The 13813-nt window shown below is 30.8% G+C and carries 11 protein-coding genes; 6 read left to right on the plus strand and 5 right to left on the minus strand.

Annotated elements, in window-relative coordinates; genetic code table 11:
* Window positions 1-31: 31 nt before the first annotated feature.
* From ACVEGE_RS14840 to ACVEGE_RS14860, 5 genes are all read right to left on the minus strand, one after another.
* The gene (locus ACVEGE_RS14840; RefSeq protein WP_173856851.1) at window positions 32-376 is read right to left on the minus strand and encodes a DUF1622 domain-containing protein; all 345 of its coding nucleotides are present in this window, start codon (window positions 374-376) and stop codon (window positions 32-34) included.
* A gap of 3 nt (window positions 377-379) precedes the next feature.
* Window positions 380-1360, minus strand: a complete 981-nt coding sequence (locus ACVEGE_RS14845) for a DUF389 domain-containing protein (RefSeq protein WP_192501934.1) — start codon at window positions 1358-1360, stop codon at window positions 380-382.
* A gap of 42 nt (window positions 1361-1402) precedes the next feature.
* Complete coding sequence (locus ACVEGE_RS14850; protein ID WP_192501935.1) at window positions 1403-2167, minus strand: polysaccharide deacetylase family protein; 765 nt, start codon at window positions 2165-2167, stop codon at window positions 1403-1405.
* Window positions 2168-2670: 503 nt separating this feature from the next.
* Window positions 2671-5133 (minus strand): AAA family ATPase, encoded by a 2463-nt coding sequence (locus ACVEGE_RS14855; protein ID WP_173856854.1) that lies wholly within the window; start codon window positions 5131-5133, stop codon window positions 2671-2673.
* A gap of 6 nt (window positions 5134-5139) precedes the next feature.
* A complete protein-coding gene (locus ACVEGE_RS14860) occupies window positions 5140-6192 on the minus strand; it encodes a PKD domain-containing protein (protein WP_192501936.1) in 1053 nt (350 codons plus the stop codon).
* Between the two features lie 308 nt (window positions 6193-6500).
* Here ACVEGE_RS14860 and ACVEGE_RS14865 point away from each other — a divergent pair, with 308 nt between their 5' ends.
* From ACVEGE_RS14865 to ACVEGE_RS14890, 6 genes are all read left to right on the plus strand, one after another.
* Window positions 6501-7142, plus strand: a complete 642-nt coding sequence (locus ACVEGE_RS14865; RefSeq protein ID WP_173856856.1) for a C40 family peptidase — start codon at window positions 6501-6503, stop codon at window positions 7140-7142.
* Entirely contained in the window at window positions 7126-8070 is a 945-nt protein-coding gene (locus tag ACVEGE_RS14870) for a hypothetical protein (protein WP_173856857.1), read from the plus strand. Before ACVEGE_RS14865 ends, ACVEGE_RS14870 begins: the two co-directional genes overlap by 17 nt.
* A 5-nt stretch (window positions 8071-8075) precedes the next feature.
* Entirely contained in the window at window positions 8076-9023 is a 948-nt protein-coding gene (locus ACVEGE_RS14875; RefSeq protein WP_192501937.1) for a TssN family type VI secretion system protein, read from the plus strand.
* A 49-nt stretch (window positions 9024-9072) separates the two neighbouring features.
* Entirely contained in the window at window positions 9073-10125 is a 1053-nt protein-coding gene (locus ACVEGE_RS14880) for a peptidoglycan-binding protein LysM (protein WP_192501938.1), read from the plus strand.
* A 95-nt stretch (window positions 10126-10220) separates the two neighbouring features.
* Entirely contained in the window at window positions 10221-10718 is a 498-nt protein-coding gene (locus tag ACVEGE_RS14885; protein WP_192501939.1) for a DUF4280 domain-containing protein, read from the plus strand.
* A gap of 32 nt (window positions 10719-10750) precedes the next feature.
* Complete coding sequence (locus tag ACVEGE_RS14890) at window positions 10751-13810, plus strand: peptidoglycan DD-metalloendopeptidase family protein (RefSeq protein ID WP_192501940.1); 3060 nt, start codon at window positions 10751-10753, stop codon at window positions 13808-13810.
* Window positions 13811-13813 lie beyond the last annotated feature (3 nt).

Raw genomic sequence — 13813 nt, forward strand, 5'->3', positions numbered from 1 at the left:
AGCCAAAGTGATTTTTATTGTATTTAAGTTACTACTTAATTGATTTTTGCCAAGGAAATTTTCCTTCTAATTCAACTTGAAGCGAAAGACTTAAAAACGTTCTAATAATTACAATTAAACCCAATATTGAAACAGATAATAATGTAGGTTCAGTTACTACAGTAGCCATAATATCGGCAGCGATCAAGAGTTCAAGTCCTATAAGAATTGATTTTCCTACAGCTTGTCGAAGTTCAATATAGCTCATTCCGTTTTTATTTTTTAGCAAAAAAATAAATTTTGCAAGTGCTATAATTGAGCCTACAAAAATCGTGAGGACACCTATAACTTCCATTATTTTAGCAACATAATCAATGTATTCGTTTATATTTTCCATTTTTTAATCATTTGAATTTTGTAATAAAACTTGTAAAGGAGTTGTTTTCTGAATTTCCTTCGTGAGATTTTTTACTATAATTTTATCGCTAGGTAAATCATTAATCGTGATAATCACTTCTGTTCCAGTTATTGTAACTTCTTTGATAATTAATACATTTTTTTTATCATTTAATATCGTGGACGCTTTTTCAAAAATAGCAGTTTGACTTTGAGACTGAGAAGAAGCTAAATTGTAATTAATCGATAACGGAATTAAAATTAATAAACTAATTAAAAACACGACAACTGTTCCTGAATAAAACCATTTTGTATTGGCGGTATGCTTTGCTCCTAAGAAGAAAAAAACCGTAATAGCTGCTAATGCAATGCCTATAAAGTTAGTAAAAAATAGGAGTAAGGCACCTTTAGCAAGGATAAAATGTTGCGCTTCAAGCATCATTCCGCACGCACATAATGGAGGTACAAGGGCAACTGCTATCGCTACACCTGCAAGTACGCTAGAATATTCACTTCTAAAATAACCATAAGCACCAGCGGCGCCGGCAAAAATGGCGATTCCTAAATCTCTTATATCGGGAGCAGTTCTAGCCAGAATTTGATCATTAGGATTGGCCTCATTTAAGATAAATCCAAACAAAAAACCAACGAGAATTACGGTTGCCGCTCCTAGAAGTATCAATCCTAACATTTTAACACTTTCATTACGCCACCCTAACGCTACAGTACCGCCTAAAGCAACAATAGGTTGCCCTAGAGGAGCAACAATCATAGCACCAATTACTGTGGCAGAGGCGTTCTCTGAAAGACCTAAAGTGGCAATTCCTGATGCAAGGATAAGCATGAACCAAAAAGACATTTTCCAATGTTCTTTGTAATTAAAAAACAAATCTGACATTGCGGATTCTCTTGACTCCTCTGGAATTTCCTTCTTAAAGAAGTTTTTTTCAATATAAATATCGTTATCTGTTGGTTGTAATTTCATTTTATAATTGGTTGTTTATAATAATATCACTTATACTAAATTTTACTTATGATTTAAATTATCTAAGTTTGATAAGGTGTAAAACTGCATGTCATTTTGTTTAATATATTTACATACAAACTCCAATGTTGCTATTGTAGTTTGATAATTCGCAGTTAGATTCTTCACCGGTTTATGACTGCTTAAAATTAAAATTTTATTGTTTTTTTTAGCATCTTCAAGTAATTTTAAAAGATACGGAACAGAAAAATGAATATGATTGTTATCAATATCAAACGCATACAAAAATTTAGAATTTCGATAATAACAGCCTTCTTTTTCAGGAGCGATATCTTCAAAATCTCTTCCTCTAATCATTTTGAACTTGTGGGATAAAGCACTGTCTAATTCACTAGAGCGCTCACCATAAGGATAAGCAAAAGAGGTAACATTAAAATTTTGTTGTTTCATAGATGCCATCATAGGGTTAATTTCTTGTTTAAGATAGGCATCAATTCCATTTTGTTTGACGAATTTTACCGCATTATAATGATGGTATCCATGACCAGCAATTTCATGACCTTCGTCCTGCAGTTGATGTAGTTTTATTAATTGTGGTTGACCTATAGAGTCAATCCGGCACACACAAAATGTTGCTTTCCAATCATATTTATTTAATATTTTATCAGCATCAAGCCATTCATCAACATATGCATCATCAAAGGATATAACAACACCCGCTTTATAGTTATTTGTTTTTTTATCCTGACAAGAAAATAAGCTCAACATTGTTAAAATAAATACTGATTTATAAATAAATATTCTCATTAATAAAAAGGGTTATTAGTTAACCAAATGTAAATATTTTTTAAGAAGTATTGAGAGAAAGAGGCAATTATGAATTAAAAAGTATGGTTTTTGTAAAAAGTAAAATAAATTTGTCTACTCAAAATTATTATTCCATCATGACTTAGTTTCCAGACTCCGTTAAAATCTTTTTTCTTTAGAAAAGAAATTGTAGGAATAGATATTTTTGAAAAAGAATCATTTATAAGTAATTACGCTCGGTTTTTATAGCTGTTGGATATAAGAGATACCAACAGGTTGAAAGTATTAGTTATTTTTAAGCTCAATTTATATCAATAAAATAAAAGAGAGCAATCTTTTTGTTGATTTATATTTTTGGAGAGGAGTGTACTGATTAGCTTAAAAAAACAGAGTAACTAAAAAAAGCAAAACCTAAAGTAAAATTTTACTTTAGGTTTTGCTTTTAAATTCTATAGTGAACAATTATTAGGTTTTATAATACTATTAAAAATTAGTTTTGTTGATTATATTTCAACTGTTTCAGAAATGATATCTTTAATCCATTTTACTTCTTCATTTTCAATAATTACGATCATTTTATCACCATCCTTTACCTCTCCAGAGATAATTTTTTTGGCTAAGGGTCTTCTTAAATGACTTCTAATAATACTCTTTATTGGTCTTGCTCCGTACTTAGCATTATATCCATTTTCAGCAAGGTACAATTTCGCTTCCATTGGAATTTCAACGGTTATATTGATGTTTTTCAATAAATCCATAAACTCTTTTTTGAGATGTATCTCAAATATTTTTAAGGCATTATCTTTGCTAATTGGGGCAAAGGGAACAATTTCAGTTAACCTACCTAGAAATTCAGGTCTAAAATAGTTTCCCATAATCTCCATTAAATTAGACGAAGTAGGAATTTGACCTTTATTAAAAGTGTCTACTATATGATCTGCACCAATATTTGATGTAAATAGAATAATAGCATTAGAGAAATCCCCCTCTTTACCTAATCTATCATGTAACTTTCCTTCATCCATTATTTGTAAAAACACATCATAAACCGAGGCATGAGCCTTTTCTATTTCATCAAATAATACAATAGAATAGGGCTTTTGACGTATTTTGTTTACTAATAAACCTCCTTCTTCATAGCCTACATATCCAGGAGGCGCTCCATAAAGCAAGGCTGCGGAATGTTCCTCTTTAAATTCAGACATGTCAAACCTAATAATAGCATTTTCATCTTGAAAAAGGAATTCGGCTAAACTTTTCGCTAATTCTGTTTTTCCAGTTCCTGTTGGCCCTAAAAAAAAGAAGGATGCAATGGGTTGTCCCGCTTTACTCAAACCTGATCTTGACTCTAATATTGAACCTGCTACAGTAGCAATACAGTGATCTTGACCAATTACTCGTTGGCTCAAAACTTCTTCTATATTATTTAATTTTTGTTTTTCTTCTTCTTTTAATTTTCCAGCAGGAATACCTGTTTTTTTAGCAATGATAAGTGATAAATCAAAAGCCTCAATGTGAACGCGCTTGTCTAATGCTTTATTTTCGATTGCTTTTATCAAGTCTTCAATATGTGTAATTAACGACTCAGATGTTTCGTAAACATAGTTTTCATTTTGTTCATCAACTACCATTAAAAAGGTAGTTTTGTTAATCAAATCAGTAAGGAACCAGTTACATTCTTTAATTAACTGTTCTTCAGGTAAATTGACGTCATTTAGTTTTAAAACCATTAATTTATCAAGAATAGCTTGTTTTTCTTTTAAGAAAGTTTCGCCAGATGTTTTTAATACTGACATGGTATGATCAATAAGATTAATTGCTGATTCAGGTAAACTTTTTTCTTTTAAATACCTTCTAGACAATCGAATAGATTCGGATATGGTTTCATCATCTATTTGGATTTTATGGTGTTCTTGATAGGTTTTTATTGATTCCCGAATCATTCTAAACAAAGTCACATCATCTGATTCTTCAAGTTTTACAATTTCAAACATACCTGAAAGACCTTGTTCTTTTTCAATCCTTTTGGTATATTCATCTATTGTAGATGTGGCTATAATATTCAATCCTTTGGCTAATTCTCCTTTTAAAACATTAGAAACACCAGAGTCTCCACCATTTTTATCTAATAAAGTATGAATTTCTTCAATAATAAGGATTGCTTTAGGGTATTGTCTTAATTCTTGGATACAGTTTTTTAATCGGTCTTCAATTTCGCCTTTGTAGGAAGCACCAGCGATTAAAGTTGATAGATCTAGTTCAAATAACTGTACTTTGTTTAATACGTCAGGAACTTGATTTGAAATCACGTTTTGAACCAGAGTATCAATTAATATTGATTTACCAATACCTCGATCACCAATAAGCAAAACATTAGGTTTAGAAAAGCGACAAAGAATTTCTTTAATAGTATTTAATTCTGTTTCACGTCCTACGGCAATAATTCGCTTCGCTTTTTTCTCAATGTTTTTATGGATGCAATACTTTCCTAAAAAACCTTTTTTAACCTCTTGTTTGCCTATACTTTCATTTTGCGGAATTGTTTCTACATCGAGTAATTCGTTTCGTGAAATAGGAAAAGTTTTCATTTGATCAAAATTAAAACCTACTCCAGGCGAACTTATTGCTATAATTATAGCATAAAGACTAATTTCATCTTCATTTAATAATATTCTAACAGACTCCGCTTCTTTAATAATTTCGTCAACAACATCACTAGGGTCAGCATCTAATACATGAGTAGTTTTTGGTTCTTCTTCAATTCTTACTTCTGCCCATTCGTCAAGAAAATAAACATCTTTTCCCATAGCTTCTAGACGTTTTAAAAGAGATAAATCTCGGTTTAAAATTGCTTTTAGTAGGTGCGATGCTGAGTAATATTTATTTGAATTGGCCTTAGCAATTTTTTTAGCAATTTCTAGAGCACTTAATAATTCTATACTGAATATGTTTTTTTCTTCTTCCATATATTTTTAATCTTTAATCCAGATCATGTATTTTTTTACTTTATAACTGATATTTAACCCTTTAACACAGTTGTTTTGTTTGTCTTTATTAAGTCGTATAGACTCTATTTTTATTTTTTGACCTTTAAGAGCAGTACACAATTCAGAGAATGTTAATAATTTAGTATCGTTTTTCACAACAGGTATGTTAAGATCGTCACATAAGAGATCAGTAAAATCATCTTTTACCTTACTACCCTCAGCTACCTTATTAAGCAATATTTCAAATTGATCTTCAGATATTTTAGGCGCTTTTTTGATTGCTACTACACTGTCCTTGATAGCTTTAGATTTAGGAACAACAGGAACATATTGTAGCATTTCTTCTAATGGGTCTTTTTTTGCACTCCCTCTTGGAAGAGAAAAATCAGCGACATCTTTCTCGTATTCATATGATGTTACATCAAGTGGATTTGTTTTTTTCAATGCTTTAGGATGTACATAAATAACTTTTTTTGCAACAGTACTGAAGTCTCCGTTTATTACAAGTGTAATCGTTTTTTCACCTGGGGATGAAAATGTATATACAGGATCAGGTGAAGTTTCATCAATACCTCTGTTTTCACCAAAAGCCCACTCCCATGTTCTGGCAGTTTTAGACACAGATCTAAAGTAAGTTGGTTGTCCTTCGGTAATTACTTTAGGGATTATAATTTCAGGTGCTCCTAATCTTTCCGAAGCATATTTGTCAGCTACATTAATTTCCTTTGTATGGCTACAATCTCCATTTATTGTTAAGGTTATATAGTACTTCCCAGGGTTTTTGTAGACATGAAAAGTATGTCTTCTTTTGTCAGAATCAGAGCCATCTCCAAAATCCCATTTCCATGATTTGGCATTATCGGTCTTGTCATAGAATTCAATTGCTTCTTCACTTTGTGCATGATCAGCAAAGACATAATACTTTACATCTTCACACTCTACATGATTGAAAAATTGAATTATAAATAACACTATTCCAATTAATAACACTATGGCAAAAAAGAATATAACCCTAATGTCGATGTTTTTTTTATTCATTTTGGTTTTTTAAAATATTTTGGTTAGTCAGATATATTGTATAAAAAATGTAAACAAAAATAGTTTTATTATTTTAAAATCATCAAAAATATTCCGATAAATTTTACAAAAAAAAAATGTCTTTTGTAAGAAATAAATTCATACGTTTGTAACCGTTATATTTTAAATATTGAAAAATAAGATAAAATAGACAGATCAAAACTAACAATACCACTTCAGTTAGTTTTACATTTTATAGGAGCCAATTTTTTGGTTTCCTGTAGCGCTATGCATATTTATATAGAGCAGAACAATTAACAATATTTTTTATGAGGCAGATAGTTTTATTCGCGTTAACACTACTATTACATGCAGAATGTAGTGGTCAAAAATACATAGCTCAAATCCCTTTTAAGTACGACTATTCTTTAGATATATTAATAAAAGACTCACAAATGGAAGCGATTGGACTAAAGAATAAGATAGTTGTAAATGATAATTCTGAGAATTTAAGCGATGTTCAATTGGCTTTTAAAGAGAAGTATTCAATAGTCTTAGGAGTTATGCCTAATAAAGTTACAAATTACAAGCTGTATGCCTTCATAGATCCTTGGTTAAACACACCTTACAAAGAAAAAAGTTTTTCTAGAGACGGAATTGATTGTGCTTATTTTTTGCAGTCCTTATATAGTGAAGTTTACAAAGTTACCTTGTCAAAAGTACCAGCGGGTATGTGGAAGTCTAAATCTATTCAAATTTTTACAGGAAGAAACTTTTTACAAGAAGGGGATTTAGTGTTTTTTAGATATGATAAAGATCATCCTATATCTGATGTAGGTTTGTATTTACAAAATGATAGGATTTTGGCTTGTACAGATAAAGGACTAGCTATATATAATTTTAATGATGAATATTTTCAATTGCGATACATAGGAGCAGGAAGAATCACAGAAGATGCAAAGAAAAAATAAAAAATCACTGGAAGACCTTGCTAATGAAATTAGGGATATTACTAATGATATTAGAGCTGAGGTTATTGCTAATGAGCTTATTGAATGCCATTCAATTGTTCAAGATGAAATTACAATTTCAAACTTAGGACAATTTTCTAGAGCCTACAGGAGTGATGTTTTAGGAGTAACAATTCAGGATGATAATTATGATAAACAGCAATATCTCAATATCCTTTTGTCAAGGGATAGCATTTATGATTCTTTACCAGAGGGATATGTTCACAGTTTAAGTGATAATAATGCCGATAAATCAGTTCGGCAAATGATTAGGGAACACAAGCATCAAAAAAAGCAAGAAGGAGAAGCGCGTAATTTTTTTAAACCTTTTGAAAACGAGATTTTTCATTATAGAACAAAAATTGAAAATGTAGAGCGCGATTTTTTATATAAGTTGAATGGTAGTAAACCATTAGCTTTTTTTTATGATTTTTGGGGTTTATCAACAGTTTTTCCAGCTGTATTGGTATCAAAGTTCATTCAGCTTTTACCTTATGCATATAAAATAGTTGGTGATATTGATTTAGCTTGCCGTTGTTTATCAAATATTATTGAAGAGAAGGTGCATTATACAACAACAACCTCTAAAGAGTACAGTGATGAGGGAGAGCAAATTAAATTAGGCGAGAATAGATTAGGTGTTGATTTTATAAGTGGTAAAAATTATATGGATTATTCTATGAATCTTACCCTTCAAATAGGACCTATAGCAAACAGCCCATTTTATCATTATGTAAATGATGGAGAAATAAAAAATTTTATAGATTGTTTTTGCGAACATTTTTTTCCTATGGAAGTTGAAGTGAAAATAATCTTATTAATGAATAAAGAAACTGAGGAATTTAATTTTAGTAAACAACCTGTGTTAGGGTATACAACACGAATTTAGAAAAGATGAAAAAATATTTTGGAGCACTTGTTGACATTAGGCTTATTGTAGTTTTAGTTGTAATTATAGCGGTAAGCGTTATTCTTACAATGGTATTTAGTGATAAAGTAAAAGAATTTTCTGTAAAGTATAAAAAGAAATTCTACATCTATATTTTTTCGTTTGTTCTTGTTTATGCCTTAGTTGGTTTCTTAGGATACAATAAGTTATTTACTGAATTATCTGATGAATTTCTCTTTTATCAAATAGCATCTGTATTTTTTGGAATGCTTAATGTGTATTTGTATCGTTGGTATTTTGAAGAATTCAAATCAAAATCGTTTGGTATAGAACTTTTGTTTTCTTTTTTGATAATACTTTATTCAAGTGTATTATTTATCATTATTTATACGGCTTTAAACGGACTAGGTCTTACTTATTTAATGTGTTCTCATTTTGTAGCCTTTATTGTTCCTACAGGAGTTTATGCCGCATTTGATTTCATGATGAAAATACCGCCAAAAGAATATGTAACATGGAAAATTCCTGAGAAAAAGAACCCTTTCCCAGAAATTGATAATGTAGAAATGAAAGATTTATTACTCGTTACATTATTAATTCAAAAAAAATCAGATAGTACAAACTATACAACCATTCGATCTAAAGGTCCAGTAAGAATTGATTTTGGGGCATTGTTTTATCATACCGTTACGGGATTTAATGAACACAACGCCGAGAGTAAAATAGAACTGAAACAAAATGGAGAGAATTGCAATTGGGTATTTTTTCTGCAACCTAAGTGGTATCAAACAGCTAAATATGTTGATGCTGACTATACGCTAGGTATGAATGGTATTACTGAGAATTCAGTAATTATTTGTAAAAGACAGAAAGAAAAGGTAGTTAAGTTAAGTAAAAAGAAACAAAAAGAAGCAGAGGGATTTGTTTACGAGCCCAATGTTGATAATAAATAAAACAGCCGACTAAAGTTATAATCTAATAAGTTAAAATTTATCGTAAGTTATGTATTATACTGATAAACCGGAGAAACCATCCTACAACACACACCGTATTTACAATATAAAAAAAGGAGATACGCTAGAAAGTGTTGCTTTTGATCTTGGTATAGATGCGCGTGAATTAAGAAGGTATCACAATACTTATTGTATTATTGCTGATTTAATAGAAGCGGATTTTAAAAGTCATCTAGAAACACTAATTCTAGCTCCAGATAAAAGTGAAAGGACAAACAGCGTAAAGAAAACATTAATAAAAGTTAATTTAAATGATGACTACACACTACCTTTTTTACCTAGTGGGCTCAATAATAATTATAAAGTACATTATACTACCCAAGTAGGAGATCAGCTTGATACTATTACTTTAAAAATAAATGTAAAGTGGCTTGCGGTTGACAAAAACAAGTTCCATCTTTTTGAAATAAATAGAGATCCTAGTATTTATATTAATGGGAAAGCACCTGATACTATGATGGAAGAGTTGGCTGCAAAAACAGCCAAGGTTATCTATCCCTTAGAAATCATTGTAGATGCCACAGGCAAATGGATTGATATTTATAATTATGAAGAAATTATAAGCCGATGGGAAAATATAAAAAAAGAAATTTTAGATTATTATGAAGGAGAGACAATCCACAGATATATTGATCATATAGATATTGGATTAGAGAGCTCAAACAATTTGTTAAAAACTTTAGCCTCGGACTATTTTTTAAGAACCTTTTTTAGTGGTTTGCATTTAAGTTATACTGCAAATAATTCCTTTAGAAACACCATTTATTTTCCTTTAGAAAAAAATGAGGAATCTGAATTTAAAGTTATACAAGAATTAAGTACCTATTTAGACGATTCTGATTTCATAAAAGTGAATCAAAAAGGAGAATATGAAGATACAATTTTTAATGTTGAATTCGGATTTGCACCTTGTATCGGTAATTATAATGCTAACTATTTACTTAATTCAGACACTAATTGTATTGACAGTGTACAATTAGAATGTAGTATTGAATATGATGCTTCTGTTAAAGTAACAATTACAATTGATCTTGAGGAATAATTAGGAATACATATTAAATTTAAACAGCTATTTAAGTAAAATTTATAAATTAAAGAGTTTACAAGAGTCGTTAATTAGCAATAAAAGGGGAAGCCATGAGTGAAAAACATATAGTAGTACAGGGAGCAACAGTAAAATGCAAATTTAGTGTAGAACCTAAGTTAGATATACTTAAAGTAAAAACACAAAGTAAGCATTATGCTAATGACAAAGACGCTGCTGATAAACTTATCGCTACTGATAAAGATATTGGGCAAACACTAGAGAAAAACACATTTGGTAAATGTAAGATGCAACCCAATGGTAGTGGTGATTACCTACCTTGTCAAGCTGTAATAAATAAATGGAGTAATTTTTATGAAAAAGTAACGCTTTCCAATGATGGTAAGGTTTTATTAGAAGATAGTAAAGCAACCTGCCCCATTGGTGGTCCTGATTGTATATCAATTGATAATCACGGACAAAAAGCAGAAGTCAGTGAGCAAAATGTGAAAAATGCAAATCCACAAGTAAACAATCAAATAAATCCTTTAGTTGATGTAAAGGAATTATATGAGATACCATTTACAGATGAAGGAATCATTTACAGTTAGAAAAAGTTTCATAATTTTATAATAGCATATAAATGGAAAAGGGAGTTAAAAAAATAAAATGGATTGTTAATGGCGGTGCTTTAACCGAGTACAGTAGTCCAGATAAGATACTTTGTATTGTACCAAATAAAGAAGCTCAATTTATAGTAGGAGAATGGTACAATGATACAACCGAAGAGGAAAAAAGGCGAGAGCTTACTTGGCTATTGATGGATCAGAAAAAAAGAAACATTTTAAAAAAAACAAGAAAACCGGTATCTGAACCTTATGGTGTAACTTTTCCTAAAAAATTATGCGGTTCCTATGCTTTTTATATAGAAGCTAGTTTGTATGGTGCGCATGACCGAAGCAACACAGGTTTACATGTTTACGGGAAATGTGAAGAAAAAATTACGAAAGCATCTTGGAGCAAAAGTAGTGGAGCTGTAGATACTAGTGAAATAAATTATGGTCACAATTTATTTTTCACAATAGAGACCGAAGGATTAAACGGGGATATCCTTACAGTAGAATTATACAGTGAAAAAAAATCAGATAGTATCAAAACAGTAAAAGCAAAATGTATTAACGGTACAATAGTGGATGCCAAATTTTCTACGATAGGCATTAATTTTTCCATTCCTTTTGGAGTTGGACTCTTACCAGGAGAATTACTAATTGCTGATTTAGAGAGTTTCTATATAAAAATATCTGATATAACGGGGAAACACATTACTGATGCAAGTGGAAAGGAAAATATTCTTTCTTTTACCATAAAAAACAAACAGGTAATACCGGTGTTTGAAAGACCAACTAACACTACTCCTTTAAGAGTTGGTACTGTTACTGTTGAAGAAGTTACTGTTGAAGAAGTTGTGAAAATAGAAGGGATTCTTGAAGCTTATTTTGCTAAAGAAGAATTTACAAAACAAACAATAGAGTTAGATGGCAACTATGAGTATAAATTTGCCAGTGATAACATAGAATACGATAAGAATAAAATTGCAGGGATCATTAAGAGTAAGGTTGATATACAAGTAAAAGCAAATAAGAAATATGCCAAACTGGATGATATTAAAAGTGCACTTACTGCAGAATCGTATGCAAAAGATACTACGATAACCTTTAATTTGTACAAATTAGGAGCTGAATACAAAAAAATTAATAGTGCTCCCCTAGAAGAAGAAGTATTTGTAGTAGCCAAAACCTATTTATTGGATGGTAAAGAAGTATCGATTACAATAAAAGAAAAAGAAGCTATTGTAGTCGATGCCGATGCCGATGTAAACGTTGTAGAAGCTAAAGAAAACGGCGCTGAACTCACCACACTAAAAGCTACGGTTGAAAATGACATAGCTAAAATTAAGATCAAATTGCGCCCAAAAGCCGATGAGGATTTAACAAAATGGAAAGAGAAACTCCTCAAAGGAAAAAAAGAAGGTACGTATAGTTATACTTTTAAAAGTGAAAGAACAACTATTACTGATAACAACAAAAAGGAATTAGCCAGAATTATACTAAAAAATGCAAAAGAAGGCAAACAAGGCAATACAAAAATTGCAGACGGAAAAACAGCTTTTGCTGACGATGTAGAAAAAGTTTTACAAAGTAAAACTTATAGCAGTGGTGACATCATTAGTTTTGACACTTACAAAATCCAAGCCGAAAACCTTTGGCTCAAAGCCGAATGCCAAGGCGATAGTCAGAAATATGAAGAGGAATTCATGAAAAGAGATGGAGAGTATTTTGTGATTGGTAAAGGAAAATGCCCTAGATGTGGAATATTAACAATGGTAGAATTAGACAAAATATTTACAAATGCCACAAGAGAGAAGAAAGAACAATTAATGAATACTTTTAATTTAGCGAATAGCAAATTTGGATTAAATACCTGTCAACAAAAAGCTCATTTCTTTGCTCAAGTTCTAGAAGAGGTTGGGACAAGTATTAATATAAAAGATGGAGAAGGGCTAAATTATGCCGTTGAAAAACTTACTGAACATTATTCACGATTTAGCACAACAGGATTACAAAATGGCCCTCCTAATGATCTAGCTTTTAGTTACGGTAGAATTGATAGTAACAATATTTCTTTTTTAAGAAGTACATATAATAGACATAATTTAACGCAGCATTCTGCAAATGTGCAAATGATTGCAAATATCGCGTATGCGCACAAAGAGGATAATGGAGATGTAACAAGTGGAGATGGCTGGAAATATAGAGGAAGAGGAATTATACAAATCACATATAAAAGAAAATACACAAATATTAATAGAAGAATTACGAGTGATTATCCAGAATACGGAAAAATTATAGATGCAAACAATATCAACAATCTTGATGAAGGAACAGTAGCTAGTATGGCATATTGGAAGGAGTATCGTTGTCAAAAAAAAGCAGAAGATGGGGTATTAAGACCAAATCTAGATGCTATTGTTGACATAATAAATAGTGGAACAAATACTAGAGATTCAAGGTGGGGGCATCTACAAAATATGGTACCTATTTTTAAGGTAACTGATTGTCAAAAAGATGCAGGTAGTTGTACAGATGATAGTTCACAATGCTTTAATTATGCTGATGTATGGGATAATCCAGAAATAAGTAGTGATAATGGAGGAAAAAACAATAACAGATACGGCTATAACACTACTCGTGGTCATAAAGGGGTAGACATATTATCTGGCCCAGAATATAAAGATGTGCATTCTCTAATGTGTGGTACAGTTGGTAAAATTGTAGATACATTTGAAACAAATGAATATAGAGCTAGCAGTCTTGGAAATACTTTGATGATAAAATCTAAAGACAAAGATGGCAAAGAGATTTTTATTTTATATTGTCACTTAGACGAAATTTATGTAATTGAAGGAGCTAAAGTGAAACATGGACAAAAAGTAGCTAAATCAGGTAGTACAGGTAATGCCTCTTATAGTGGACTACCAAATGGAGTTGCTGGGCGTGGAATTGAAAAAGAAAACTGGCATTGTCATATAGAAGCGGCAACAAAAGGAGAAGGCTCAAACAATTTTTATTATTTAGGAAGTTATAGATTAAAAGCGGAAGATTATATGAAGACAAAATTTGATGATAATGGTAATAAAATTTAATAA

The sequence above is a fragment of the Flavobacterium sp. PL002 genome (assembly GCF_054165825.1).

Coding starts and splice junctions, on each gene's coding strand:
- ACVEGE_RS14840 (WP_173856851.1), bottom strand. CDS start 376: ATGGAAAATATAAACGAATACATTGATTATGTTGCTAAAATAATGGAA.
- ACVEGE_RS14845 (WP_192501934.1), bottom strand. CDS start 1,360: ATGAAATTACAACCAACAGATAACGATATTTATATTGAAAAAAACTTC.
- ACVEGE_RS14850 (WP_192501935.1), bottom strand. CDS start 2,167: ATGAGAATATTTATTTATAAATCAGTATTTATTTTAACAATGTTGAGC.
- ACVEGE_RS14855 (WP_173856854.1), bottom strand. CDS start 5,133: ATGGAAGAAGAAAAAAACATATTCAGTATAGAATTATTAAGTGCTCTA.
- ACVEGE_RS14860 (WP_192501936.1), bottom strand. CDS start 6,192: ATGAATAAAAAAAACATCGACATTAGGGTTATATTCTTTTTTGCCATA.
- ACVEGE_RS14865 (WP_173856856.1), top strand. CDS start 6,501: ATGAGGCAGATAGTTTTATTCGCGTTAACACTACTATTACATGCAGAA.
- ACVEGE_RS14870 (WP_173856857.1), top strand. CDS start 7,126: ATGCAAAGAAAAAATAAAAAATCACTGGAAGACCTTGCTAATGAAATT.
- ACVEGE_RS14875 (WP_192501937.1), top strand. CDS start 8,076: ATGAAAAAATATTTTGGAGCACTTGTTGACATTAGGCTTATTGTAGTT.
- ACVEGE_RS14880 (WP_192501938.1), top strand. CDS start 9,073: ATGTATTATACTGATAAACCGGAGAAACCATCCTACAACACACACCGT.
- ACVEGE_RS14885 (WP_192501939.1), top strand. CDS start 10,221: ATGAGTGAAAAACATATAGTAGTACAGGGAGCAACAGTAAAATGCAAA.
- ACVEGE_RS14890 (WP_192501940.1), top strand. CDS start 10,751: ATGGAAAAGGGAGTTAAAAAAATAAAATGGATTGTTAATGGCGGTGCT.